Below are 25,918 nucleotides of genomic sequence, written 5' to 3'. Positions count from 1 at the left end.
GCTGCAAGCTGCAAGTGAGAACAGATCAGTGTAAGTTCACGTGATCCGCTTCCACTTGAAGCTTGCAGCTTGAGGCTTGTAGCTCGATGCCCCATATCCTCATCGTCGAAGACGAAGCCGCCATCGCCGACACCTTGGTTTATGCCCTGCAGGCCGACGGCCACAGCACCGAATGGGTGACCTTGGGCGGCGCCGCCCTCGACCAGCAGCGACAGCGCCCAGCCGACCTGATCATCCTGGACATCGGCCTGCCCGACATCAGTGGCTTCGAAACCTGCCGCCAATTGCGCCGTTTCACCGAAGTGCCGGTGATGTTCCTCAGTGCCCGCGACGGTGAAATCGACCGGGTGGTGGGCCTGGAAATCGGTGCCGACGACTACGTGGTCAAACCCTTCAGCCCGCGTGAAGTGGCTGCGCGAGTGCGGGCGATCCTCAAACGCATGGGCCCCAGGGCCGAGTCTGCCACCGATGCGGCGTTGTTCCAGCTCGACACCCTGCGCATGCAGATCACCTATCGCGGCCAGCCACTCACGCTGACCCGCCACGAATTCCGCCTGCTGCAATCGCTGCTGGAGCAACCGCAGCGGGTGTTCAGCCGAGAACAGCTGCTTGATGCCCTGGGGGTGGCCTCCGATGCAGGCTACGAGCGCACCATCGACAGCCATATCAAAAGCCTGCGCGCCAAGCTGCGCCAGGTAGCGGGTGACGCCGAGCCGATCCAGACCCACCGCGGCCTCGGCTACAGCTACAGCCCGGACCACGCCTGATGCGCCTGGGCATCCGGATTTTTCTGGTGTACTTCCTGTTCGTCGGCCTGGCGGGCTATTTCCTGCTCAACACGGTGCGTGAACAGATCCGCCCGGTGGTGCGCCAGTCATCCGAAGAAACACTGGTCGACACCGCCAACCTGTTGGCCGAGATCCTGCGCGATGACGTCAAGGCCGGCACCTTGAGCCAGAGCCGCCTGCCGCAAGTACTCAAGGCCTACGGCTCGCGCAGCCCGGGCGCGCAGATCTGGGGCCTGGCCAAGAACCAGGTCAGCCACCGCATCTATGTGACTGACGCCAAGGGCATCGTGCTGCTGGACTCCAGCGGTGAGGCGTTGGGCAAAGATTACTCGCAGTGGAATGACGTGCTGCTGACCCTGCGCGGCCAGTACGGCGCCCGCTCCACCCGCAGCGACCCCAATGATGAAAGCACTTCGGTGATGCACGTTGGCGCACCGATCATCGACGACGGCAAGATCATCGGCGTGGTCACTGTTGCCAAACCCAATAGCTCGCTGCAGCCGTACATCGACCGTTCCGAGCGGCGCCTGCTCACGCTGGGCTTAGGGCTGATCGTCCTCGGCTTGCTGATCGGCGCGGCGTTATCGTGGTGGCTGGCGCGCTCGCTGCGCCGGCTGGCGCGTTATGCCCAGGCGGTCAGTGAGGGCGAGCGTGCCGCGTTGCCGCACTACAAGGGCGGCGAGCTGGCGCACCTGGCCCAGGCGGTGGAACGCATGCGCACCCAGCTGGAGGGCAAGGCTTATGTCGAGCGCTATGTGCATACCCTGACGCACGAACTGAAAAGCCCGCTGGCGGCCATTCGTGGGGCTTGCGAGCTGCTGCAGGACGAGGGCATGCCCGCCGACCAGCGCGCGCGCTTTGCCGGCAACATCGAGCGCGAGAGCGAGCGTTTGCAGCAGATGGTCGAGCGCCTGCTCAACCTGGCCAGGGTCGAGCAGATGCAGGCCCTGGAGGATGAACAGCAGGTGGCGCTGGCGGCGCTGGTGGACGAGTTGCTGTTGGCTCATGGGGCGCGGATCGAAGGCGCCGGTTTGCACGTGCGTCAGCGGGTGCCGGCGGGTTTGCGATTGCTGTGTGATCCGTTCCTGATGCGCCAGGCGCTGGCCAACCTGCTGGATAACGCACTGGATTTCACCCCCGCAGGTGGCGCCCTGCTGTTTGACCTGGAGCGCGACGGCGAGCGGGTGGCATTGAGCCTGTTCAACCAGGGGCAGGCGATACCGGCATATGCCATCGGGCGGGTCAGCGAGCGGTTCTACTCGCTGCCGCGGCCGGGGAGCGGGCGCAAGAGCACCGGGCTGGGGCTGAATTTTGTGGCCGAGGTGATGCAACTGCATGGCGGGGCGTTGGCGGTGGATAACGTCGATGGCGGGGTGCGGGTGCGGTTGTGGCTGCCGGTGCGGCGTATCAGCTGAGATTGCCGGGGCTGCACAGCAGCCCCAAATACACTCAAACCACACAGGCTCTTCACACAGCCTCCACGCAAGACGCAGACACTGCGCCCACTGCCACTGGAGGCCCCATGAACAAGACCCTCGGTTACAAACTCGGCATGATCGCCGTGCTCATATTGCTGCTGCTCATCCCGCTGTTGCTGATCAACGGCCTGATCGATGAACGCCAGGCCCTGCGCGACAACGTACTGCGCGACATTGCCCAAAGTGCCAGCTTCGACCAACAGCTCAGCGGCCCGCTGCTGGTGGTGCCGTACCGCAAGTACCAGCGCCGCTGGATCGAAAAGGACGGCGAGCGCACACAGGAAACCAGCACCATTGCCGGCCACCTGTACTTCCTGCCGGAAACGTTCGACGCCGACTTGGGCGTGGACACCGAACTGCGTGCCCGCGGCATCTACCAGGCCCGGCTGTTCCACGCCAAGGGGCGTATCAGCGGCCGTTTCAAGCTCCCGGAGCGCTGGGGCATCGACAAGGACTTCGACGACTACCGCTTCGACAAACCCTTCCTGGTGGTGGGCATCAGCGATATCCGCGGCATCGAGAATGGCCTGGAGCTGAGCTTGGACGAACACAAGGTGCCGTTCGAGGCTGGCACCCAGCTCGACTGGATGCGCGGTGGCGTGCATGCCAGCCTGCCGGGGCTGGACGGCATGCAGGCACGGGAATTCAGCTACGGCTTCGACCTTGCATTACAGGGCACCGGCCAGTTGCACATCGTGCCGGTGGGGCGCACCAGCAACGTGGACATGCGCGCCAACTGGCCGCATCCGAGTTTTGTCGGCAACTACCTGCCCAACCGCCGTGACATCGATGCCCAGGGCTTCAGCGCCCACTGGCAGACGTCGTTCTTCGCCACCAACCTTGAGGATGCCCTGCGCCAGTGCGCCACCGCCGGGCAGTGCGCAGATTTCAGCGAGCGCAGCTTCGGCGTGAGCTTTGTCGACCCGGTGGACCAGTACCTGAAAAGTGAGCGGGCGATCAAATACGCGTTGCTGTTCATTGCGCTGACCTTCGCCGGCTTCTTTCTGTTCGAGGTGTTGAAGAACCTGAGTGTGCACCCGGTGCAGTACATCCTGGTCGGCGTGGCGCTGGCGTTCTTCTACCTGCTGCTGCTGTCGTTGTCCGAGCACATTGGCTTTGGCCTGGCGTACGGGCTGTCGGCTTCGGCGTGTGTGCTGCTGATCGGCTTCTACCTGAGCCATGTGTTGCGCAGCCTGGGACGAGGGGTCGGGTTTGCGGCTGGGTTGGCGGCGCTGTATGCGCTGCTTTATGGACTGCTGAGTGCCGAAGACTATGCACTGCTGATGGGATCGCTGCTGTGCTTTGGCTTGCTGGGGGTGTTCATGGTGCTGACCCGTCGGCTGGACTGGGCGCGGGTGGGGAGGTCGGCATGAGGGAGGACAGAGAAATCGGGCGGTGGCTGGCCCTGAGGATTGGGCAGCTGTTTCCTGCATTACCTAGGTGAAGCTTTCGCGGGCACGCCCGCTCCCACAGCACTCTACCTGTGGGAGCGGGCGTGCCCGCGAAGAGGCCCTGTCAGGTAACTGGAGATGTGGCGACCATCGACGGCCGCTTGGCCACTTCGGCATACCAGGCAGCCAGGCCTGGCTGGCGTTCCCGCCAACCAAACTCCGGCTGACGCAAATCCAGATACCCCAGCGCACAGGCCACGCCAATCGCCGCCAGGTCGAACCTGGACATCAGCTCGGGCAGGTGCTCCTGCTCCAGGTTGGCCAGGCTACGGCGGATCTTGTCACTCTGCGCCTGCAACCAGCCATCCCAGCGTTTATCCTCTGGCCGCAAGAAGCTTTCATAGCGCGAGGACACCGCCGCATCCATGATCGCATCGGCCTGCGACACCAGGGTCATGCGCCGCCAGCGCGCCGAGCCTTCACGGGGCAGCAGTGGCAGGCCGACGTGTTGCAGGTCGAGGTACTCGCAGATCACCCGGCTGTCATGCAGCACGGTGCCGTCGTCCAGGCGCAGGGCCGGGATCTTGCCGATCGGGTTGTCCTGGTTGAGCTGCGGGTCGCCGCTCACCGGGCTGATGTTTACCGCTTGCAGCTTTACCCGCTCAAGCTGCGAGGTCTCGTGCAGCACCACCATGACCTTGCGCACAAAAGGTGACAAGGGCGAGTGGAACAGGGTCATCGTGGTCATGGTTCAGTTGCCTTGCAGGCTGGGTGGCAGGCATACACCGGTGCCGCCGATGCCGCAGTAGCCGTCCGGGTTCTTGGCCAGGTACTGCTGGTGGTACGCCTCGGCGAAATACACGGTCGGTGCCTGGTCGATTTCGGTGGTGATTTCACCAAAGCCGGCTTTGGTCAGTTCGGCCTGGTAGGCGTCGCGGCTGGCCTTGGCCTGTTCCAGCTGTTCAGGGCTGGTGCAGTAGATGGCCGAGCGATACTGGGTGCCGACGTCGTTGCCCTGGCGCATGCCTTGGGTGGGGTTGTGCAGTTCCCAGAACATCGCCAGCAGCTCGCGGTAGCTGACCTTGTCTTTGTCGAACACCACCAGCACCACTTCGGTGTGGCCGGTCAGGCCCGAGCAGACTTCTTCGTAGGTAGGGTGCGGGGTGAAACCGCCGGCGTAGCCGACCACGGTGCTGACCACGCCTTCGCGCTGCCAGAAGCGCCGCTCCGCGCCCCAGAAGCAACCCAGGCCGAAGATGGCGAAGTCGATGGCGCCTTCAAAGAAGGGGCCGAGCAGCGGGGTGCCTTCGAACACGTAGTGGAACTCGGGCAGGCTCATTGGCGTTTCGCGGCCAGGCAGGGCCTGCTCCGCAGTTGGCATGACGTTTTTGTTCACCAGGATTTCCGAACGCAGGACCATGGCCGTTCCTCTGTGTTTATTCAGTGGGATAGGTGTTTGGGCATTCGCGGGCAGGCCCGCTCCCACAGGTACAGCACAGGTTCCAACGATTGTGGTGTTCCTGTGGGAGCGGGCGCGCCCGCGAAAGGGCCCGAATGGGTCCTATAGTGCCCGAGGTTTGAGCTGCTGTCAGGCCACTGGTCCGCGCGGATAACGCTTCAGCCGTTCGGCCAGCTCGCGCCCAGGGATCGGCCGGTCGAACAGGTAGCCCTGGCCCACGTCGCAGCGGTGCCGGCGCAGGAACGCCAGTTGCTCCGGCGTCTCGATACCCTCGGCCACCACCTTCAGCTTGAGGTTGTGGGCCATGGCCACCACCGCCGAGGTGATTTCCATGTCGTCCTGGTTATCCGGGATTTCGTTGATGAAGCTACGGTCGATCTTGAGGATGTCGATCGGAAACTTCTTCAGGTAGCTCAGCGATGAATAACCGGTACCGAAGTCGTCCATGGCAAGGGTCAGCCCCAAGGCCTTCAGCTCGTCCAGCTGGCGGTGCGTGTCTTCGCTGGCTTCCAGCAGCAGGCCTTCGGTCAGCTCCAGCTCCAGCAAGTGCGGGGGCAGGGCTTCTTCCTTGAGGATGCTGCTGATTGATGCCACCAGGTCCGGGTCGGAGAACTGCTTGGGCGACAGGTTGATGGCCACGTGCAGGTTGCCCAGGCCGGCCTCACGCAGTTGCTTGCTCATGCGGCACGACTGGCGGACCACCCACTTGCCGATGGGTATGATCAGGCCGGTTTCCTCGGCCACGCTGATGAACTGGTCCGGGCGGATCATGCCGCGCTCGGGGTGGTTCCAGCGCAACAACGCTTCCAGCCCCAGCAGGCGGCCGCTGCGCAGGCAGATCTTGGGCTGGTAGAACACCTCCAGCTCGTTCTGGGTCAGGGCGCGGCGCAGGTTGTTCTCGACGAACAGCTTGTAGCTGGCCTCGGCGTTGAGCACTTCAGTAAACACCTGCACCTGGTGCTTGCCGTTGGCCTTGGCCTTGTGTAGCGCAAGGCCTGCGTTCTTCATCAGGCTGGCCGGGTCGGTGCCATGCAGCGGCGCGCAGGCCAGGCCTACCGAGGCGGTGACGTTGATCAGCTGGTTGTCGACGAACATGGGTTTGTCGAGTGTGCTCAGCAACTGCAAGGCAACGCCCTGGCCATCTTGCAGGCTGGTGTCGTCGAGCAGCACGGCGAACTCGTTACTGGCAAAGCGCGCCAGGATGCCACCGCTGTGCAGGCTGTTGCGCAGGCGCCGGGCCAGGCTGATCAGCAGCTTGTCGCCGGTCTGGTGGCCGAGGCTGTCGTTGATGCGCTTGAAGTTGTCGATGTCCACCAGCAGCAGGCACATCGCGCTTTCGCCATCACGGACAAAGCGCTCGTCCAGGCTGCGGATGAACGCCGGGCGGTTGCCCAGGTTGGTCAGGTTGTCGGTGTAGGCCAGGCGCTCGATGCGCTGCTGGGCCAGCTTGGTCTGGGTGACGTCTTCGTAGATGCCGATGTAATGGGTCAGCTCACGATTGTCGCCGTACACCTTGGAAATCGACAGTTGGCCCCAGTAGGGCTCCAGGTTCTTGCGCCGGCTCTTGAACTCACCCTGCCAGCTATTACCCATGGCCAGGCTGGAGGGCGAGTCGAACAGCAGTTCGCTCAGGTTTTCCAGTGCAGGCAGTTCGCCCAGGTGGCGGCCTTGCACTTCGTCAGTGCTGTACTGGGTGATGGCGGTGAAGCTCGGGTTCACGTACTCCACCCGGCCATCACGATTGACCAGCAGGAAGGCGCTGGCGCTTTGCTCCACTGCACGCTGGAACAAGTGCAATGCGCTGGCGGCAGCGCGCCGGTTGTGGTTGGTGATGACCTGGGCGAACTGGTCGGCCAGCTCGCCGGCAAAGGCGATTTCGTCCGATTGCCAGGCCCGTGGTTGGCCGCTCTGCTCCAGGCACAGCACGCCGACCACCTGGCCATCAACGCGGATACTGGCATCGAGCATGGCCTTGTTTTCCGGGCGCAGGCTTTGCGTCAGGGCGCGGGTGCGTGGGTCGTGGCCGGCGTTGTGGGCGTCGATGGCGCGGCTGGCGTGCAGCGCCTCGAGGTAGTCGGGGAAGCGGCTGGCATCGATAGCTTCAGGCTGGCGATGCTCCTGTGCGTCACGGTACCAGGCGGTGATCGGTTCCAGGCGCTGGTCGTCCAGGTGCCAGATGCTGGCGCTGTCGACCTTGTAGATTTCGCAGGCGCTTTGGGTGATCAGCTGGGCGGCTTCCAGCAGGGAGTTCTCGGCACTGTAGCGCTGACGCGCCAGGCGCAGGATGAGGTCCTGCTGACCGCGTACGCGCTCCAGGTGTTCCAGTTGTTCTTGCTGGGCACGCTGGTTCAGTTGCAGGGCCAGTTGCAGGCGGTTGTCGCGCGACTCCAGGTCGCTGGCGCTCTCGCCAGGGTCGTCGGGCTGGTCGTCGAGCACGCTCATGTAGCCGCGCAACAGCTGGCGGTTGTGCTGCTTGTAGGCTTCACCGGTCTCCAGCAGGCGCAGCAACTTGCCTGGCGTGTGCAGGGAGTAGCGCACGCGGTAGTAGCCGCGCTGGGCCAGTTGCAGCTGGATCTCGTCGTGCAGCCGGTAACGGGCCTCGGGTTCCATCAGGCTGGCGTACGGCGCGTCCACCAGGGCACACAGGTCGGCGGCGTGCAGGCCAAAATGGCGCTCGCAGGCCGGGTCCAGGTAGAGCATGGCCCAGGTGGCTTCGTTGAGCCTTTCGAAACGCAGCATACCGAGCCGCGAGGGCACGGGTAACGGCGTGACGACCTCGGCCGCCACACGGCTGGCGGCATCGGTTTGGCTTTTCATCGAAGACTCGCTTGAACAGGGAGCGCGGCCATGTAGCGGCAGCGGATTCGGCAAGGTTGCATCATGTCCCGAGGGCTGGCAAGCGGCCATGCTTGATGCTGTGGACAGGTTATCGGCGGGTGGGGCGGAAAACTTAGATCGCCTTGGGGTTTTTGCCGCCTGGGAGATCGAGCGCCGCCCGCGCGGCGCTCGATCTCCCAGGCGCCGAATACTTTCGCCGGACAAAAAAAGCCCCGCCAATTGACGGGGTTGAGGTACGAGCGTGGCAGCTCGAAAAGGGTACCGCCCCTCCGGGGAGGGGCAGCGGGCTGCCTTACAGCAGCATGGTGCGGATATCGCCCAGCACGTCGCCCAGACGCTTGGTGAAGCGCGCGGCGGCAGCGCCGTTGATCACACGGTGATCGTAGGACAGCGACAGCGGCAGCATCAGCTTCGGCTGGAAGGCCTTGCCATCCCACACTGGCTGCATGGTCGCCTTCGAGACGCCCAGAATAGCCACTTCCGGCGCGTTGACGATCGGCGTGAAGCCGGTGCCGCCAATGTGGCCGAGGCTGGAGATGGTGAAGCAGGCACCTTGCATATCGTCGGCCGACAGCTTTTTGGTGCGCGCCTTCTCGGCCAGTGCAGCGGCTTCGGCAGCCAGTTGCAGCAGGCTCTTCTGGTCGACGTTTTTGATCACAGGGACCAGCAGGCCGTCCGGGGTGTCCACGGCGAAGCCGATGTGCACGTATTTCTTGCGGATGATGGCTTTGCCGCTTGGTGCCAGCGAGCTGTTGAAGTCCGGCAGTTCCTTGAGCAGGAAGGCGCAGGCCTTGAGCAGCAGTGGCAGCACGGTCAGCTTCACGCCAGCTTTTTCGGCCACGGCCTTCTGTGCAACGCGGAAGGCTTCCAGCTCGGTGATGTCGGCGGAGTCGAACTGGGTAACGTGCGGTACGTTCAGCCAGCTGCGGTGCAGGTTGGCGGCACCGACCTGCATCAGGCGGGTCAGGGCCACTTCTTCCACTTCACCGAACTTGCTGAAGTCCACTGCAGGGATCGGCGGGATGCCAGCGCCACCGGTTGCACCGGCGGCAGCCGGGGCTTCCTTGGCCTTTTGCATCATCGCCTTGACGTAAACCTGCACGTCTTCTTTCAGGATGCGGCCGTGCGGGCCGGTCGCAGCAACTGCGCCCAGCTCGACACCGAATTCACGGGCCAGCTGACGAACAGCCGGGCCTGCGTGAACCTTGGCGTTGTTGCCAGCAGCCGGTGCGGTAGCAGCCGGTGCAGGGGCAGCAGCAGGGGCAGCAGCTGCAGGCGCGGCGGCCGGAGCAGCCTCGGCCTTGGCTGGCGCCGGGGCAGCAGCTGGGGCCGGGGCAGCAGCCGGGGCAGCGCCCGCCACTTTCAGCTTGAAGATCAGGTCGCCAGTGCCGACTTCGTCTTCCAGCTTGCACAGTACTTCTTCGACCACGCCAGCGGCAGGCGACGGGATCTCCATGGAGGCCTTGTCGGATTCCAGGGTGATCAGCGACTGGTCGGCTTCGACGGTGTCGCCGACCTTGACCAGCACTTCGATGATCTTGGCCTTGCCCGACGAACCGATATCCGGCACGTGGATGTCCTGCACGCTGGCAGCAGCCGGGGCTGCGGCCGGAGCAGCAGGAGCGGCCTCAGCGGCAGGCGCTGGCGCAGCTGCCGGGGCAGCGGCCGCGGCCGGAGCCTCAGGCGCCGCAGCAGCGGCACCCTCAGCTTCCAGCACCAGCAGCTCGTCGCCTTCTTTCAGGCGGTCGCCCAGCTTGACCTTCAGTTCCTTGATGACGCCGGCCTTGGGAGCCGGGATCTCCATGGAGGCCTTGTCGGACTCCAGGGTCAGCAGGCTCTGGTCAGCCTCGATACGGTCACCGACCTTGACGAACAGCTCGATGATTTCACCTTCACCGCTGCCGATGTCAGGTACGCGAATGAGTTCGCTCACTTAAAAATACTCCTCAGCAGTCCAGTGGGTTGCGCTTGTCCGGGTCGATGCCGAACTTGACGATGGCGTCAGCCACAACCTTGGGTTCGATCTCGCCACGGTCAGCCAGGGCTTCCAGGGCAGCCAGTACCACGAAGTGGCGGTCGACTTCAAAGAAGTGACGCAGCTTCTTGCGGCTGTCGCTGCGACCGTAACCGTCGGTACCCAGGACCTTGAACTCTTTGCTCGGCACCCACTGGCGAATCTGCTCGGCGAACAGCTTCATGTAGTCGGTGGAGGCGATGACCGGGCCTTTGCGACCGTTCAGGCACTGCTCGACGTAGGTCTGCTGTGGCTTCTGGCCAGGCTTCAGGCGGTTGGCGCGCTCTACGGCCAGGCCGTCGCGACGCAGTTCGTTGAAGCTGGTGACGCTCCACACGTCGGCACCGACGTTGAACTCTTCACGCAGGATCTTCGCCGCTTCGCGGACTTCGCGCAGGATGGTGCCGGAGCCCATCAGCTGTACGTGGTGCGCGGCTTCGCGGGTGTCTTCTTCCAGCAGGTACATACCCTTGATGATGCCTTCCTCGACACCGGCCGGCATGGCTGGCTGCTGGTAGGATTCGTTCATCACGGTGATGTAGTAGAAGATGTCCTGCTGCTCTTCGGTCATCTTCTTCATGCCGTCCTGGATGATCACCGCCAGCTCATAGCCGTAGGTCGGATCGTAGGTGCGGCAGTTCGGGATGGTACCCGCCATCATGTGGCTATGACCGTCTTCGTGCTGCAGGCCTTCACCGTTCAGGGTGGTACGGCCGGCGGTACCGCCGATCAGGAAGCCACGGGTGCGGCTGTCGCCAGCGGCCCAGGCCAGGTCGCCAATGCGCTGGAAGCCGAACATCGAATAGAAGATGTAGAACGGCAGCATCGGCTGGTTGTGGCAGCTGTACGAGGTACCGGCAGCGATGAACGACGACATGGCGCCGGCTTCGTTGATGCCTTCCTCGAGAATCTGGCCCTTCTTGTCTTCGCGGTAGAACATCACCTGGTCTTTATCGACTGGCTCGTAGAGCTGGCCGACCGACGAGTAGATGCCCAACTGGCGGAACATGCCTTCCATACCGAAGGTACGGGCTTCGTCCGGGATGATCGGCACGATGCGCTGGCCGATTTCCTTGTCCTTGACCAGCTGCGCCAGAATACGCACGAAGGCCATGGTGGTGGAGATTTCGCGGTCGCCCGAGCCGTCCAGGATCGCTTTCAGCGTTTCCAGGGATGGGGTCGGTACGCTGAAGCTCTTGGCACGGCGCTGTGGTACGAAGCCACCCAAGGCTGCGCGGCGCTCGGCCAGGTACTTGGCTTCGGCAGAACCTTCTTCCGGCTTGAAGAACGGCAGGTTCTCAAGGTCGGCATCCTTGACCGGGATGTCGAAGCGGTCACGGAAGTGACGCAGGCTCTCAACGTCGACCTTTTTGGTGTTGTGCGCAGTGTTCTTGGCTTCGCCAGCACCGGTGCCGTAACCCTTGATGGTCTTGGCCAGGATGACGGTCGGCTGCTCTTTGTGGTTCACAGCCTGGTGGTACGCCGCGTAGACCTTGTACGGGTCGTGGCCGCCACGGTTGAGCTTCCAGATCTCGTCGTCGGACAGGTCTTCGACCATGGCCTTGAGCTCTGGGGTGTTGAAGAAGTTCTCACGAACGTACGCGCCGTCTTTGGCTTTGTAGTTCTGGTACTCGCCGTCGATGACTTCGTCCATGCGGCGCTGCAGGGCACCGTTGGTGTCCTTGGCCAGCAGTGGGTCCCAGAAACGGCCCCAGACCACTTTGTTGACGTTCCAGCCGCCGCCACGGAACACGCCTTCGAGTTCCTGGATGATCTTGCCGTTGCCACGAACCGGGCCGTCGAGGCGCTGCAGGTTGCAGTTGATGACAAAGATCAGGTTGTCCAGTTTCTCGCGGCCGGCCAGGGCGATTGCGCCCAGGGATTCCGGCTCGTCGCACTCGCCGTCACCCATGAAGCACCAGACTTTCTGCTTGCCGGCCGGGATGAAACCACGGGCTTCCAGGTACTTCATGAAGCGCGCCTGGTAGATAGCCTGGATCGGGCCCAGACCCATCGATACGGTCGGGAACTGCCAGAAGTCAGGCATCAGCCATGGGTGCGGGTACGAAGACAGACCGTTGCCGTCGACTTCCTGACGGAAGTTGTTCATCTGGTCTTCGTTGATGCGGCCTTCCATGAAGGCGCGAGCGTAGACGCCCGGCGAAGCGTGGCCCTGGAAGAAGATCAGGTCGCCGCCGTGTTCTTCGGTCGGGGCCTGGAAGAAGTAGTTGAAACCGATGTCGTACAGGGTGGCGCTGGAGGCGAAGCTGGAGATGTGTCCGCCCAGGTCCGAGTCTTTCAGGTTGGTGCGCATGACCATGGCCAAGGCGTTCCAACGCACCATCGAGCGAATGCGGCGTTCCATGAACAGGTCGCCAGGCATGCGTGCTTCGTGGGTGACAGGGATGGTGTTGCGGTATGGCGTGGTGATCGCATACGGCAGCTGGGAGCCACTGCGGGTGGCCAGCTCGCCCATACGGGTCATCAGGTAATGAGCGCGGTCTTCGCCTTCTTTGTCGAGGACCGACTCCAGGGCATCCAGCCATTCCTGGGTTTCGATTGGATCGAGGTCTTGCATGGCTTGCTCCAGGGCGGAAAGGCAACCAGAATCGATTGCCTGAGATTGCGACTGGCCTTATGGGCAGACGTCGTGAATTCTTGGAATACCGGGGTGTCATCCGGCGCCGTGTAGTTTTACTACATTTGCTTGCGCATTTCATGCTTTTGCACGACATGAGTAGTAGTAAAACTACATTTCTGCGACGTTTGGTCGCACCTTGGCTTGTGAGGAAAAACGTTCATGGTGGTTGGCATTGTGATGCGAACGGGTACTTCTTGATGTTTGTTGCCAAGTTTTCGTTTTTTTCAGCTATTTCCAACTTTTGTACGACAGTCCAACCGTGGTCCGGCTTCCCCTTGGCCGCTTTTTCCCTTCTATTTCACGCCGATCAAGGATAGACCATGCGCCTGCCTTTGCCGTCCGATCTGCCCGCCACCCTCCAGCCACTGGTCGCTCGCAACCAGCAATTCCTGAGCGATGCAGTGGCCGCTCACCCTGACCTCGACCTGAACGCCTGGAGCACGGTGCACCGGCAACAATTCGATCAGGTTGCTGCCGCCAGCGACTTTGTTCTGGGCCTGGCCCAGCGCGAGCCAGCCATGCTCTTCGATCTGCTGGCCAGTGGCGAGCTGGAGCGGGGTTATGCGCCGGGGCAACTGCGCGGGCAAATCGCGGCGGCTGCCCAGGCTGCGCAAAGCGACGACGAGCTGGCACGTAACCTGCGCCGCGCGCGCAACCGCCAGCAGCTGCGCATCATCTGGCGCGACATCACCCGCCAGGCGGCGCTTGGCGAAACCTGCCGCGACCTGTCTGACCTTGCCGATGCCGCCATCGACGAAGCCTACCAATGGTTGTACCCGCGCCATTGCCAGCAGTTCGGCACCCCCATCGGCAACCGCAGCGGCCAGCCGCAGCACATGGTGGTGCTGGGCATGGGCAAGCTGGGGGCGGTGGAGCTGAACCTGTCGTCGGACATCGACCTGATCTTCGGTTTCCCCGAAGGCGGTGAAACCGAAGGGGTAAAGCGCTCGCTGGAAAACCAGGAGTTCTTCACCCGCCTTGGCCAGCGGCTGATCAAGGCGCTGGACCCGGTGACCGTCGACGGCTTCGTGTTCCGCGTCGACATGCGTCTGCGCCCCTATGGCTCGGCCGGCGCACTGGTGCTCAGCTTCAATGCCCTGGAGCAGTACTACCAGGACCAGGGCCGTGACTGGGAACGCTACGCGATGATCAAGGCACGGGTGGTGGCGGGCGACCAGGCGGCCGGCGCGCAGTTGCAGGAAATGCTGCGGCCGTTCGTGTACCGCCGGTACCTGGATTTTTCCGCAATCGAAGCGCTGCGCACCATGAAGCAGCTGATTCAGCAGGAGGTGCGGCGCAAGGGCATGGCCGACAACATCAAGCTGGGTGCCGGCGGCATCCGCGAAGTGGAGTTTATCGCCCAGGCCTTCCAGCTGATCCACGGCGGGCGCGACCTCAGCCTGCAGCAACGGCCGTTGCTCAAGGTGCTGGCCACCCTCGAGGGGCAGGGTTACCTGCCGCCGGCGGTGGTGGCCGAGCTGCGCGAGGGGTATGAGTTCCTGCGTTATACCGAGCACGCCATCCAGGCCATCGCCGACCGGCAGACGCAAATGTTGCCTGAAGGCGAAACGGACCAGGCGCGGGTGGCTTATATGCTCGGCTTTGCCGACTGGCACAGCTTCCACGACCAGCTGATGTACTGGCGTGGCCGTATCGACTGGCACTTCCGCCAGGTGATCGCCGACCCGGATGACGAAGACGGTGAGGGCGAACTGGTGGTGGGGGGCGAATGGTCGCCGCTATGGGAGCAGGCGCAGGACGAGGAAGCCGCTGGCCGGCAGTTGGAAGAGGCCGGGTTCAAGCAGCCCGTCGAAGCCCTGCGGCGTCTGGCCGGCCTGCGCTCCAGCCCGCAGCTGCGCTCGATGCAGCGTATCGGCCGTGAGCGCCTGGATGCCTTCATCCCACGGCTGCTGGCCCAGGCGGTGGAGCATGACAATCCTGACCTGGTGCTTGAGCGTGTGTTGCCGCTGGTCGAGGCGGTGGCGCGGCGGTCTGCCTACCTGGTACTGCTGACCGAAAACCCCGGCGCTTTGCGCCGTCTGCTGACGTTGTGCGCTGCCAGCCCGTGGATTGCCGAGCAAATTGCGCTGTACCCGCTGTTGCTCGACGAGCTGCTCAATGAAGGCCGCTTGTTCAGCCCGCCACTGGCCCCGGAGCTGGCCAGCGAGTTGCGCGAACGCCTGACGCGCATCCCCGAGGACGACCTGGAGCAGCAGATGGAAGCGCTGCGCCACTTCAAGCTGGCGCACAGCCTGCGTGTGGCTGCTTCGGAAATAAGCGGCAACCTGCCGTTGATGAAAGTCAGCGACTACCTGACCTGGCTGGCCGAGGCCATCCTCGACCAGGTGCTCGCCCTGGCCTGGCGCCAGACCATGGCCCGCCACGGCCAGCCCAAGCGCAGCGACGGCAGCCTGTGCGACCCAGGGTTCATCATCATTGGTTACGGCAAGGTCGGCGGCCTGGAGCTGGGCCACGGCTCGGACCTGGACCTGGTGTTCATCCACGACGGCGACCCGCAGGCGGAAACCGACGGCACCAAGCCCATCGACAGTGCCCAGTTCTTCACCCGCCTGGGCCAGCGCATCATTCACCTGCTGACCACCCAGACCAACTCGGGCCAGCTGTACGATGTGGACATGCGCCTGCGCCCGTCCGGTGCTGCCGGCCTGCTGGTCAGTTCGCTGGGCGCCTTCGAGCGCTATCAGCAGAACGAAGCCTGGACCTGGGAGCACCAGGCCCTGGTGCGGGCCCGCGTGCTGGTGGGTTGCAAGCAGGTGGGCACGGCGTTCGAAGGCGTGCGCGCCAAGGTACTGGGCCAGGCGCGCGACCTGGAAAAACTGCGCACCGAAGTGAGTGAAATGCGCGCCAAGATGCGCGGCAACCTCGGTACCAAGGCCACGGCTGCCGGTACTGCGGCCAACGCCTTCGAGGCCGGTGTGCCCTTCGATATCAAGCAGGATGCCGGCGGTATCGTCGATATCGAATTTATGGTGCAATACGCCGCTTTGGCCTGGTCTCATGACCACCCGGCCATACTCCGATGGACCGATAACATCCGCATTCTGGAAGAGCTGGAGCAGGCGAACCTGATGCCGGCCAGTGACGCGGTGCTGTTGCGTGAAGTGTACAAGGCGTTCCGCTCGGCCTCGCACCGCCAGGCCCTGCAGAAGCAGGCCTGGGTGATCGATGCGACGCAGTTTGCCGATGAACGCCGTGAAGTGCGGCGGATCTGGGGTGAACTGGGGTTGACTTGAGATTGTTGGGGCCGCTTTGCGGCCCATTCGCGGCACAAGGCCGCTCCCACATGGGAATGCGATCTCCTGTAGGAGCGGCCTTGTGCCGCGAATGGTCTGCAAAGCAGCCCTGAAGGCTCATGCCTCACCACCGGTGGTACACTGTCCGCCACATAGCCTGAATATAAAGAGGGGAGGCCAGGCTGTACCGCAGCCTGTAGCCTCCCCGAGCGTTTCTGGACTAAGCATGAGAATACTGATCATTGGCCCCAGCTGGGTCGGCGACATGGTGATGGCGCAGACCTTGTTCCAGTGCCTGAAACAGCAGCACCCCGACTGCGTGATCGACGTGCTGGCCCCCGAGTGGAGCCGGCCGATCCTGGAGCGTATGCCCGAAGTCCGTCAGGCCTTGAGCTTCCCGCTCGGCCACGGCGCGCTGGAACTGGCCACGCGCAGGCGCATCGGCAAATCCCTGGTCGGCCAGTACGACCAGGCCATCCTGCTGCCCAACTCGATGAAGTCGGCATTGGTGCCGTTCTTCGCTGGCATCCCCAAGCGCACCGGCTGGCGCGGCGAAATGCGCTTCGGCCTGCTGAACGATGTGCGCAAGCTGGACAAGGCCCGCTACCCGCTGATGATCGAACGCTTCATGGCCTTGGCGTACGCGCCCGGGGCCGAGTTGCCGCAGCCGTACCCGCGCCCCAGCCTGCAGATCGAAGCGCAAAGCCGCGAGGCTGCGCTGGCCAAGTTCGGCCTGGAGCTGGACCGCCCGGTACTGGCGCTGTGCCCTGGCGCCGAGTTCGGCGAGGCCAAGCGTTGGCCAGTCGAGCATTACGCGGCCGTGGCCGATGCGATGATCCGCCAGGGCTGGCAGGTATGGCTGTTCGGCTCGAAGAACGACCACCCGGTCGGCGAGCAGATCCGTGACCGGCTGATCCCGGGATTGCGCGAAGAATCCTCCAACCTGGCCGGTGAGACCTCGCTGGCCGAGGCCATCGACCTGATGTCCTGTGCCCATGCCGTGGTGTCCAACGACTCCGGCCTGATGCACGTGGCCGCCGCACTGAACCGCCCGCTGGTGGCGGTGTACGGCTCCACATCGCCCGGCTTTACTCCGCCGCTGGCCGACCAGGTGGAGGTGGTGCGCACCGGTATCGAGTGCAGCCCATGCTTCGACCGGACCTGCCGTTTCGGCCACTACAACTGCCTGCGCCTGCTGGACCCCGGCAAAGTCATCGCCGCCCTGCACAGCCTGAGCGGGCCGGACCTGATCGATACCGTGGCCGAGGTCGACTAAGTGCGGGTACTGATCATCAAGACTTCGTCGTTGGGTGATGTGATCCACACCCTGCCGGCGCTCACCGATGCCGCCCATGCCATCCCGGGCATCCGTTTCGACTGGGTGGTGGAGGAAGGCTTCGCTGAAATCCCCGGCTGGCACCCTGCGGTCGACCAGGTTATACCGGTGGCCATCCGCCGCTGGCGCAAGAACCTTTGGCAGACCCTCAAGAGTGGCGAGTGGAAGGCGTTCAAACAGCGTGTGCGCGAGCGCAAGTACGACCTGGTGATTGACGCCCAGGGCTTGGTCAAGTCGGCTTGGCTCACCCGCTACGTGAAGGCCCCGGTCGCCGGCCTGGACCGCTACTCGGCCCGCGAAGGCTGGGCCAGCCGCTTCTATGACCGGCGCCTGTCGGTTGCCACCGGCCAGCACGCGGTGGAGCGGGTGCGCCAGCTGTTTGCCATGGCCCTGGCCTACGACTTGCCAGAGGGCATAGGCGATTACGGGCTGGACCTGGAGCGCCTGCAGCTGCCGCCAGCAGCGCCTTACGTGGTGTTTTTGCATGGCACCACCTGGGCGACCAAGCATTGGCCCGAAGCCTACTGGCGCGAGCTGGCCGAGCGCATGGGCCGGCGCAAGCTGGAAGTGCGCCTGCCTTGGGGCAACGCCGCCGAGAAGGCGCGGGCCGAGCGCATTGCACAGGGCTTGAACAACTGCCAGGTGCTCCCCAAATTGAACCTTGCCGGGGTTGCCCGTGTATTGGCGGCGGCAAAAGCCTGTGTGGCGGTCGATACCGGCCTTGGCCACCTGGCTGCGGCACTCGATGTGCCGACCATTTCGCTGTTCGGCCCGACCAACCCGGGCCTGACCGGTGCCTACGGACGGACCCAGATTCACCAGGCCAGTGACTGGCCTTGCGCTCCCTGCCTGCAGAAGAAGTGCACCTATAAACCGAGCGCCGACGACCTGCGCCGGTTCGATCTGAAACGCGAGTGGCCGCTGTGCTTCACTCGCCTGAATCCCGAGCATGTGGCGGGCCGCTTGAGCGCGTTGCTGCTGGCTGAGGATGTCCGTTGATGCAACTGGCTTTCGTGCTTTACAAATATTTCCCCTTCGGCGGGCTGCAGCGCGATTTCATGCGCATTGCCCTGGAATGCCAGAAGCGGGGCCACCAGATCCGTGTGTACACGCTGATCTGGGAGGGTGACATTCCGCCTGGCTTCGAGGTGCTGGTGGCGCCGGTCAAGGCCATTTTCAACCACCGTCGCAACGAGAAGCTCAGCGCCTGGATGGCCGCCGACCTGGCCAAGCGCCCGGTCGACCGCCTGATCGGCTTCAACAAGATGCCGGGGCTGGACGTGTACTACGCCGCCGACGGCTGCTTCGAAGACAAGGCGCAGACCCTGCGCGGTGGGCTGTACCGCCGCTGGGGCCGCTACCGGCACTTTGCCGAGTACGAGCGTGCGGTGTTCGCCAAGGACGCCCACACCGAAGTGCTGATGATTTCCGAGGTGCAGCAGCCGCTGTTCATCAAGCATTACGGCACCCCGGTGGAGCGCTTCCACCTGCTGCCACCGGGTATTTCCCAGGATCGCCGCGCGCCGGCCAATGCTGCCGAGATCCGTGCCGAATTCCGCAAGGAATTCGACTTGGGCGATGACGACCTGTTGCTGGTACAGATTGGCTCGGGCTTCAAGACCAAGGGTGTGGACCGCAGCCTCAAGGCGCTGGCCGCGCTGCCATCGGCCCTGCGCAAGCGCACGAAGCTGATGGTGATCGGCCAGGACGACCCCAAGGTGTTCCAGTTGCAGAGCGCCACCCTGGGGCTGGGTGAGCAGGTGCAGTTCCTCAAGGGCCGCAGCGACATCCCGCGTTTCCTGCTGGGTGCCGACCTGCTGATTCACCCGGCGTACAACGAGAACACCGGCACGGTGCTGCTTGAAGCGCTGGTGGCTGGCCTTCCGGTGCTGGTGTCCAAGGTGTGCGGCTACGCCCATTACATTGCCGAGGCCGACTGTGGCCTGGTGCTGGACGAGCCATTCGAACAGGAACAGCTCAACGGCTACCTGCAACGCATGCTGGAAGACCCGCAGGCCCGCGCCAGCTGGTCGCGCAACGGCCTGGCGTTTGCTGAAACCGCCGATCTGTACAGCATGCCGCAGCATGCTGCCGACGTGATCCTGGGGCAGAAAACCGCATGAAGCTGATACTGGCCGAACCGTTCAAGCGCCTGTGGGCCGGGCGTGATGCCTTCGATGCCGTAGAGGCGCTGCAAGGTGAGGTCTATCGCGAGCTGGAAGGGCGGCGCACACTGCGTACCGAAGTGGCTGGCGAGGGCTTTTTCGTCAAGATCCACCGCGGCATCGGATGGGGCGAGATCTTCAAAAACCTGCTCACCGCCAAGCTGCCGGTGCTGGGTGCCGGCCAGGAATGGCGGGCTATCCAGCGCCTGCACGAGGTGGGCGTGCCGACCATGACCGCAGTCGCCTATGGCGAGCGTGGCAGTAATCCGGCCACGCAGCACTCGTTCATCATCACCCAAGAGCTGGCGCCGACCATCAGCCTGGAAGACTTCAGTATCGACTGGCTCAAGCAGCCGCCCGAACCGCGTCTGAAGCGTGCGCTGATCGCCGAAGTGGCAAAAATGACCGGCGGCATGCACCGTGCCGGCGTCAACCACCGCGATTGCTACATCTGCCATTTCCTGCTGCACACCGACCGCCCGGTGACGGCGGATGACTTCAAACTGTCGGTCATTGACCTGCACCGCGCCCAGACCCGGGCGACAATCAGCCGCCGCTGGCGCGACAAGGACCTGGCCGCGCTGTACTTCTCAGCGCTGGACATCGGCCTCACCCGGCGCGACAAGCTGCGCTTTTTGCAGGGGTACTTCCAGCGCCCGCTGCGGCAAGTGCTCAAAGACGAGGCCCGGTTGCTCGCCTGGCTGGAGTGCAAGGCGCAGAAACTCTACGATCGCAAACAACGCTATGGGGACGCGCTCTGATGGCGGGTTGGACACTGGCGCCAGGCTACGAACACCTGGCGGCGGACTTTGGCAGCCTCGATGCGGTATTTGCCCTGCAAGGCGAGCGCCTGACCCGCGACCCGCTCAGCGAAGTGGTGCGCATCGAGCGTGACGGGGTCAATTACTACGTCAAGCGCTACACCGGGGCTGGCAAGCACATGCGCCGCTACCTGGGGCGGCCGCGCATCAAAGCCGAATGGCAGAACCTCAAGCTGTTCGCCAAGTGGGGTATCCCTACTGCCGAAGTGGTGGCCTGGGGCCTGGAACGCAACGGCCTGGCCTTTGGGCGCGGGGCTATGATCACCCGCGAGCTGCCGAACACCGAAGACTTGTCTGCGCTGGCCGAACGCAACGATACACGCCTGGCCGACCGGGCCTGGGTCGACCATCTCAGTCGTCAGCTGGCGCGCCACACCCGGGTCATGCACGAGCACCGCTTTGCCCATAATGACCTGAAGTGGCGCAACCTGCTGGTCGACGACCAGGGCACGCTATTCTTCATCGATTGCCCCACCGGCGACTTCTGGCGCGGCTTCATGTGGCGGCACCGGATGATCAAGGACCTGGCGTGCCTGGACAAGGTGGCCAAATACCACCTGTCGGCCACCCAGCGCCTGCGTTTCTATCTGCAATACCGTGGCCGCGACCGGCTGAATGTGCGCGACAAAAAGCGCATTCGCCAGGTGCTGGGCTTTTTCGAGGGAAGGGAATGACCGATTACCTGGCCAGCGCGGACCTCGCGCTGCTCAAACGCCATGGCCTGGACGACTTCGAGGCGCTGTGGGCGCTGCAACTGGAGGCGGTGGATGAACCCAACACCGGCCGTGGTGGCTGGAGCAGCGTGTTCCGCCTGGAACTCGAAGGCAAGGGGTACTACCTCAAGCGCCAGAGCGACTACCTGACGCGCACCCTGCACCGGCCGTTTGGCGAGCCCACTTTTGCCCGCGAGTTTCGCAACATCAACCGCTATCAGAAGCTGCACATTCCGGCCTTGCAGGCGGTGTTCTATGGCGAGCGCAAGCAAGGCGGCAAGCACCGCGCCATCCTGATGACCCGCGCGCTGGACGAGTGGGCCGATCTCGACAGCCTGTTGGCCCACTGGCCACAGCTGGGCGATGCCGAACGCAATGGCATCCTGCAGGCGTGCGGCCAACTGGCGCGTACCCTGCACAGCGCCGGCCAGGTGCATGGCTGCTTCTATCCCAAGCACATTTTCCTGCGCCAGCGACGAGAAGGCTGGGATGCACAACTGATCGACCTGGAGAAGACCCGGCCATTGCTGTTTGGCATGCGTGACCGCCTCAAGGACCTGGAGCCGCTGCTGCGTCGCGCCCGCGCCTGGAGCGAGGCTGATGTGCGCACGATGCTGGCGACTTACCTGGCGCAGCCGGCTGACAGCACGCTGGTCGATACCTGGCTGCAACGCCTGACGCAACGGCGTCGTGAAAAAGAGGCCCGCTGATGCGTTTGTCTGAACTGAAGGACGCCGGGCGCAGCCCGTCGTTGCCCCTGAGCATCACCCTGGCGGACGCCGCCGGCAGCGCCGAACTGCAACTGCTCAGCCTGCTGCGCGTCCTGCCCGGGCAGCGCTATGTGGGCGCTGGTGTGTGGCGCGGTATCCCGGTGCTGGCCAAGCTGCTGGTGGGCGGCAACGCCGCCCGGCATTTCCAGCGCGAACTGCAAGGTGTGAAATTGCTGGCCGAACATGGCCTGACCACACCGAAGCTGCTGGCCGACGGCCTCAAGGAAGGCGAGGGCGGCTGGCTGCTCTTCGAATTCCTCGACGGCGCTGAGAGCCTGGCCGATGCCTGGGCGGCGGTGGAAAGCCTGCCGGTGCTGGCCGACGAACAACACCTGGTGCTGGGCGAAGCGCTCACGGCTGTCGCGCACATGCACGCTCAGGGCCTTTGGCAGGAAGACCTGCACCTGGACAACCTGCTGCGCCATGGCGGCAAGCTGTACCTGATCGATGGCGCCGGTATCAAGGCTGAAACGCCAGGCCAGCAGCTGTCGCGCCCACGTGTACTGGAAAACCTCGGCGTATTCTTTGCCCAGCTGCCCAAGCGCCTGGAACCTTTCATCGAAGAGCTGCTGGTCCACTACCTGCTGGCCAACGCCGAACATGCGTTGCCACTGGAAGCCCTGCAAAAGCAGGTGGACAAGGTGCGCAACTGGCGCCAGAAGGACTACCTGGACAAAGCGGGCCGCGAATGCAGCCTGTTCAGTGTCCAGCGCACACTCTCGGGGTTGCAGGCGATCCGTCGCAGTGAGGTCGAGGCCATGCAGCCGGTACTGGAGCAGGCCGATGCACTGATCGACAGGGGCCACCTGTACAAGACCGGTGGCGCCGCCAGTGTGGCGCGCATCGAGGTGAACGGTCGCAAGCTTGTGCTCAAACGCTACAACATCAAGAACACCGCGCACTGGTTCAAGCGCTTCTGGCGCCCGAGCCGTGCCTGGCATTCGTGGATCGAAGGCCACCGCCTGGAGTTCCTCGACATCGCTACGCCCAAGCCTTTGGCGGTGCTGGAGCAACGGGTCATGGGGCTGCGCAGCCGTGCCTATCTGGTCACCGAGTATGTCGATGGCCCGGACCTGACGGCATGCTTTGCGCCCTACGTCGAAAATGGCGATGCGCCCGAGGAACAGGTGGATGCGCTGGTGCATGTGATGCAGCAGCTGATTCGCGAGCGCATCAGCCATGGCGACTTCAAGGGCCATAACCTGTTCTGGGACAATGGCCGGTGGTCGCTGATTGACCTCGATGCCATGTGCCAGCACGCGACCCAGCTCAGCTTCGCCCCGGCCTACGCCCGGGATCGGGCGCGGCTGTTGCGAAACTGGCCGAGTGGCAGTGCCTTGTACCAGCGGCTGGACCGGTTATTGCCCAAGCTGGGCGATTAAGGCTGTCGATGCGGGCAGTCAGCGGGCTGGCAGTGGCTGATCTGGCAATGCCAGCCAGTCGCTGCTGCGCCCCGCCTGGCGAACGCGTATCAGCCACTGGCCATTCTCGTGGCGCAATACCGCCCACGGCGCCGCGCCAGCGCTGCTGGCGGCTGCCATCTGCAAGTGGTAACGGTCTGGCAGCAAGTGGCGGCGTAAAGGTAACTGCCCGCCCATGAGCACCAGGTACAGTTGATCTTCAGCCTGGTAGAGCCCCTGTTCGATGTTCAAAGGTGTGCCCGCCAGTGGCGCTTGCAGGTAGCAGTCCTGCAGCAGCTGCGTCAGGTCGGGCAGCCCGTCGTACCAGTGCACCGATGAGTCGATTACCCATTGCCCGTCGGCTCTGCGCTTGAGCGGCTGATGCAGGTAGGCATCTGGTTGGTCAGGGTCGATGGCCCGCCAGCGGTAGCCGTCGAAACTGACCTTGTAGTAGCGGTTGTCGTTGTCCTTGACGAAGTACAGCGACAGCCCGCCAAAGGCCGTGGGCTGTTCGTATACCCCTTCACCGTAGATGCCGTCTATGCGATAGCGCAGGTTGGTGCTGTCCGGTTGCGCCTGGAAGCGCGCGGGCAACGGCAATGGCGGTTGCTTTGGCATGCCACGCAGCGAACGGCGCAGCAGGCCAGAGCCTACATAACTGATCGCTGCATCATTGAGGTGGCTGAAGGCGTTGTAGGCGTGGCGCATCACCCCTTCCACATCCTCCTGCTTGAAGGCCTGCACGCCGTCCCAGATGTCGATGGCCATGCGGCCGATCGACAATGCCAACAGGGCTTGGTTGGGCAGCAGCAGGCTGATGAAGTCCACCAGGCGCCAGCTCAGCGCGATGATCGTTTGCGCATTCACTTCCTGGGTCGTCATGCTGTCGGCATCGGCCTGGGCGATCAGCGCCTGGACCTCGGCCCGGTAATAGACAAAAAACAGGTCATCGTTCACTGCAGGGGTTTTTACATGTGTGCCCAGGCGCCCCTTGTCCAGAAGGCGCTGCACCGTGGCTGCGGGTAGCAATGGCAGGCGCTGTGCAATGTACGCCTTCAGCCCGGGCTGCTGGCGCACAGTACGAAGCAGTTCGCGGGTGGTGCGAAAACGGCGCCATGCCCTGCGGTCCGGGGCATCCGGCGTATACAACACGCATGCCTGGGACTTGTAGGGGGTACTGTTGAGCAGCAGCACACCCTGCAGGGTGTGGCCCATGATGTTCAATTGTCGAACCGTGACCGGGTAGCCCGCCACCGGGGCGCGCAAGGTATTGTGCGGTTGATCCAGCACGGCGCACACCCAGTTGTAACCGTGCTCGAAAGGGTCTTCGCCGAAGTGCCCGGCGTAGCGTGCCTTGACTGCTTCTGCACGCATGCGCGCCAGGTTTACCCGGCTGTGTGCGGCCTGGCGCCACTTGCCGGTTCTGGAACCGATAAGTTGGGTATGCAGGTACATTGCGTAGCTGTCGCCCACGTTCAGTTCCCGGATCATGTTTTTCACATACTCCGCCGTTAGGCCAGGTGGTATGGCACACCCTCGGGCATGGACCATGCGCGCGGTAAGCCAGTAGTCGGTGTCGAACCATGGCAGGTTCTTCAGCGCCAGCTGTTCGAGCGTGTTGCTTTCCTCGACCATTTCCACCATCTCATCGCCCACGCGCTGCATGCCGGCGTAAGTGACGTAGGAGGAGGTGGCGAAGGGATGCATGACAGCGCCGGTACGGCGGGCGCGGACGATACTCACCTGAATCTCGCCCGGATCCGCGTCGTACCCCAGGTCGTAGCTCAGGCGCTCGCGCAGGCGTGCATTGGCCCAGCTCAGCAGGCTGTTGCGTTGCTTGAAGTCGTTGAGGCTAAGCACGCCGGGGGCTGCAGCCCGCTCGGCAGTTGCCACCAGCTCCTGCATGGTCTGCATGATATGGCTCAGGCCTTGCGCGGAGGTATTGCGCAGCCAGTTCGGCAGGTTCTTTTCAAGCAGTTGCGAATAGCGCGTCTGCAGGATGGGTTTGGCGCCGACTTCGTGCCGAAGCGCCATGGCCCTGTTCAGCCGGGCGTGCTGGTCGGTTATGTCGACGCTCCATAACCCGGGATCACTCAACCGCTGGCGCTGGGCTTCGATCACACTGTCGACCTGAGCCTCCAGCAGGCTGTCGGCATACCAGTCATAGCGCAGGCGATGCGACCGGCGCGCGCGGTCTGCCTGTTCCTCAAGGTACAGGTGCAGCAGTGGCCGGCTCTGGAGCGGATCCTCCAGGCGTTCGCAGAGCTCTTTGTGCAGTGCGGCAAGGGAATCGAATGCTTCGATACCCTGTGACAGGCTGCACAGCAAGGCGCTGCCTGCGGCGTCTTCTGCCGTGAGCATGTGGCCCTCGACGGTACTGGCAACGATGACCAGAGTGCCTGGGAGGTAGCTGCGCCAGTTGGGCCGCCGGTCTTCCAGCAGTACGCGGTACACCTGTGGCCGTTCGGCCAGAGGCAAGTGCCTGCGTTGTGAGGGCAATGGCTTCTCCAGGCAGGTGCGCAAGAGTTCGGCTTGCCCGTTGCTCAAGGTCTGGTCGGCCACGCGCAATTCGATTTCGGCCAGCATCAGCGCCTTGCGCAGTATCAGCAATTGCTGCCTGGGCGTGTTGCCCTGTTCATCGGCTGTGGCCCAGAAACTGGCCAGCTCGCCGTGTAGCCAGGTGCGCGTGCCGGAGGTGATGGGTTGGTTGAGGGCGATGGTGGGGAGGCCGTCGAGCAGGTCACCGATGTGTCGGTCGATCTGTTCCAGGTGTTCGAGGGGGCGCATGGGGCTGATCCTTGGTTGAGGAAAACCCCATGCTTGGCAATACCCGCAACTGCGTGGTGGTAG

Annotated in this window: 17 protein-coding genes; 11 read left to right on the top strand and 6 right to left on the bottom strand. The window is 63.7% G+C overall.

Going from position 1 to position 25,918, the window contains the following annotated elements; genetic code table 11:
- Nucleotides 1-86: 86 nt before the first annotated feature.
- The 3 genes from creB (at nucleotide 87) to creD (ending at nucleotide 3,639) form a co-directional block, all read left to right on the top strand.
- Nucleotides 87-767, top strand: a complete 681-nt coding sequence (gene creB / locus J3A71_RS27205; RefSeq protein WP_023048955.1) for a two-component system response regulator CreB — start codon at nucleotides 87-89, stop codon at nucleotides 765-767.
- A complete protein-coding gene (gene creC, locus J3A71_RS27200; protein WP_096425477.1) occupies nucleotides 767-2,203 on the top strand; it encodes a two-component system sensor histidine kinase CreC in 1,437 nt (478 codons plus the stop codon). Before creB ends, creC begins: the two co-directional genes overlap by 1 nt.
- 107 nt (nucleotides 2,204-2,310) lie before the next feature.
- The gene (gene creD / locus J3A71_RS27195) at nucleotides 2,311-3,639 is read left to right on the top strand and encodes a cell envelope integrity protein CreD (protein WP_060518014.1); all 1,329 of its coding nucleotides are present in this window, start codon (nucleotides 2,311-2,313) and stop codon (nucleotides 3,637-3,639) included.
- Nucleotides 3,640-3,781: 142 nt separating this feature from the next.
- Here creD and J3A71_RS27190 read toward each other — a convergent pair whose 3' ends face one another.
- The 5 genes from J3A71_RS27190 to aceE form a co-directional block, all read right to left on the bottom strand.
- Nucleotides 3,782-4,405 (bottom strand): glutathione S-transferase, encoded by a 624-nt coding sequence (locus J3A71_RS27190; protein WP_060518012.1) that lies wholly within the window; start codon nucleotides 4,403-4,405, stop codon nucleotides 3,782-3,784.
- Between the two features lie 3 nt (nucleotides 4,406-4,408).
- Nucleotides 4,409-5,077 (bottom strand): peptide-methionine (S)-S-oxide reductase MsrA, encoded by a 669-nt coding sequence (msrA, locus tag J3A71_RS27185; protein ID WP_016484550.1) that lies wholly within the window; start codon nucleotides 5,075-5,077, stop codon nucleotides 4,409-4,411.
- A gap of 168 nt (nucleotides 5,078-5,245) precedes the next feature.
- On the bottom strand, nucleotides 5,246-7,933 hold the full coding sequence (locus J3A71_RS27180) for an EAL domain-containing protein (RefSeq protein ID WP_209953520.1): 2,688 nt from the start codon (nucleotides 7,931-7,933) through the stop codon (nucleotides 5,246-5,248).
- Nucleotides 7,934-8,246: 313 nt separating this feature from the next.
- A complete protein-coding gene (gene aceF / locus J3A71_RS27175; protein ID WP_016484552.1) occupies nucleotides 8,247-9,887 on the bottom strand; it encodes a dihydrolipoyllysine-residue acetyltransferase in 1,641 nt (546 codons plus the stop codon).
- Between the two features lie 13 nt (nucleotides 9,888-9,900).
- Complete coding sequence (gene aceE, locus J3A71_RS27170) at nucleotides 9,901-12,546, bottom strand: pyruvate dehydrogenase (acetyl-transferring), homodimeric type (RefSeq protein ID WP_016484553.1); 2,646 nt, start codon at nucleotides 12,544-12,546, stop codon at nucleotides 9,901-9,903.
- A 383-nt stretch (nucleotides 12,547-12,929) separates the two neighbouring features.
- On the opposite strand from aceE, the gene glnE reads away from it, so the two are divergent.
- The 8 genes from glnE (at nucleotide 12,930) to J3A71_RS27130 (ending at nucleotide 23,050) form a co-directional block, all read left to right on the top strand.
- Nucleotides 12,930-15,863: a bifunctional [glutamate--ammonia ligase]-adenylyl-L-tyrosine phosphorylase/[glutamate--ammonia-ligase] adenylyltransferase gene (glnE, locus tag J3A71_RS27165; RefSeq protein WP_096425478.1), complete on the top strand. Its 2,934-nt coding sequence runs from the start codon at nucleotides 12,930-12,932 to the stop codon at nucleotides 15,861-15,863.
- 226 nt (nucleotides 15,864-16,089) lie between these two features.
- The gene (waaF, locus tag J3A71_RS27160; protein WP_016484555.1) at nucleotides 16,090-17,139 is read left to right on the top strand and encodes a lipopolysaccharide heptosyltransferase II; all 1,050 of its coding nucleotides are present in this window, start codon (nucleotides 16,090-16,092) and stop codon (nucleotides 17,137-17,139) included.
- Entirely contained in the window at nucleotides 17,140-18,198 is a 1,059-nt protein-coding gene (gene waaC, locus J3A71_RS27155) for a lipopolysaccharide heptosyltransferase I (RefSeq protein WP_016484556.1), read from the top strand.
- Nucleotides 18,198-19,322: a glycosyltransferase family 4 protein gene (locus J3A71_RS27150; RefSeq protein ID WP_016484557.1), complete on the top strand. Its 1,125-nt coding sequence runs from the start codon at nucleotides 18,198-18,200 to the stop codon at nucleotides 19,320-19,322. The genes waaC and J3A71_RS27150 overlap by 1 nt, the downstream gene beginning before the upstream one ends.
- Entirely contained in the window at nucleotides 19,319-20,125 is an 807-nt protein-coding gene (rfaP, locus tag J3A71_RS27145; RefSeq protein WP_023048018.1) for a lipopolysaccharide core heptose(I) kinase RfaP, read from the top strand. Before J3A71_RS27150 ends, rfaP begins: the two co-directional genes overlap by 4 nt.
- Nucleotides 20,125-20,859, top strand: coding sequence for a lipopolysaccharide kinase InaA family protein (locus J3A71_RS27140; protein ID WP_016484559.1), 735 nt, complete (start codon nucleotides 20,125-20,127; stop codon nucleotides 20,857-20,859). The genes rfaP and J3A71_RS27140 overlap by 1 nt, the downstream gene beginning before the upstream one ends.
- A complete protein-coding gene (locus J3A71_RS27135) occupies nucleotides 20,856-21,608 on the top strand; it encodes a lipopolysaccharide kinase InaA family protein (protein ID WP_096425479.1) in 753 nt (250 codons plus the stop codon). Before J3A71_RS27140 ends, J3A71_RS27135 begins: the two co-directional genes overlap by 4 nt.
- Nucleotides 21,608-23,050, top strand: a complete 1,443-nt coding sequence (locus tag J3A71_RS27130) for a lipopolysaccharide kinase InaA family protein (RefSeq protein ID WP_060518008.1) — start codon at nucleotides 21,608-21,610, stop codon at nucleotides 23,048-23,050. Before J3A71_RS27135 ends, J3A71_RS27130 begins: the two co-directional genes overlap by 1 nt.
- A gap of 18 nt (nucleotides 23,051-23,068) precedes the next feature.
- On the opposite strand, the gene J3A71_RS27125 is transcribed toward J3A71_RS27130, so the two are convergent.
- Nucleotides 23,069-25,855, bottom strand: a complete 2,787-nt coding sequence (locus J3A71_RS27125) for a DUF6543 domain-containing protein (RefSeq protein WP_096425480.1) — start codon at nucleotides 25,853-25,855, stop codon at nucleotides 23,069-23,071.
- Nucleotides 25,856-25,918: the final 63 nt, after the last annotated feature.

This window comes from Pseudomonas sp. PvP089, assembly GCF_017875165.1.
GTDB lineage: Bacteria > Pseudomonadota > Gammaproteobacteria > Pseudomonadales > Pseudomonadaceae > Aquipseudomonas > Aquipseudomonas fortuita.
This window is presented reverse-complemented; position numbering and strand designations above follow the sequence as displayed.

Bases quoted from the DNA above. Each gene is read 5' to 3' on its own strand.
- J3A71_RS27180 (WP_209953520.1), bottom strand. From the start codon at position 7,933: ATGAAAAGCCAAACCGATGCCGCCAGCCGTGTGGCGGCCGAGGTCGTC.
- J3A71_RS27135 (WP_096425479.1), top strand. From the start codon at position 20,856: ATGACCGATTACCTGGCCAGCGCGGACCTCGCGCTGCTCAAACGCCAT.
- waaF (WP_016484555.1), top strand. From the start codon at position 16,090: ATGAGAATACTGATCATTGGCCCCAGCTGGGTCGGCGACATGGTGATG.
- creC (WP_096425477.1), top strand. From the start codon at position 767: ATGCGCCTGGGCATCCGGATTTTTCTGGTGTACTTCCTGTTCGTCGGC.
- msrA (WP_016484550.1), bottom strand. From the start codon at position 5,077: ATGGTCCTGCGTTCGGAAATCCTGGTGAACAAAAACGTCATGCCAACT.
- creD (WP_060518014.1), top strand. From the start codon at position 2,311: ATGAACAAGACCCTCGGTTACAAACTCGGCATGATCGCCGTGCTCATA.
- aceE (WP_016484553.1), bottom strand. From the start codon at position 12,546: ATGCAAGACCTCGATCCAATCGAAACCCAGGAATGGCTGGATGCCCTG.
- J3A71_RS27190 (WP_060518012.1), bottom strand. From the start codon at position 4,405: ATGACCACGATGACCCTGTTCCACTCGCCCTTGTCACCTTTTGTGCGC.
- rfaP (WP_023048018.1), top strand. From the start codon at position 19,319: ATGAAGCTGATACTGGCCGAACCGTTCAAGCGCCTGTGGGCCGGGCGT.
- creB (WP_023048955.1), top strand. From the start codon at position 87: ATGCCCCATATCCTCATCGTCGAAGACGAAGCCGCCATCGCCGACACC.
- J3A71_RS27130 (WP_060518008.1), top strand. From the start codon at position 21,608: ATGCGTTTGTCTGAACTGAAGGACGCCGGGCGCAGCCCGTCGTTGCCC.
- J3A71_RS27125 (WP_096425480.1), bottom strand. From the start codon at position 25,855: ATGCGCCCCCTCGAACACCTGGAACAGATCGACCGACACATCGGTGAC.
- J3A71_RS27150 (WP_016484557.1), top strand. From the start codon at position 18,198: ATGCAACTGGCTTTCGTGCTTTACAAATATTTCCCCTTCGGCGGGCTG.
- J3A71_RS27140 (WP_016484559.1), top strand. From the start codon at position 20,125: ATGGCGGGTTGGACACTGGCGCCAGGCTACGAACACCTGGCGGCGGAC.
- glnE (WP_096425478.1), top strand. From the start codon at position 12,930: ATGCGCCTGCCTTTGCCGTCCGATCTGCCCGCCACCCTCCAGCCACTG.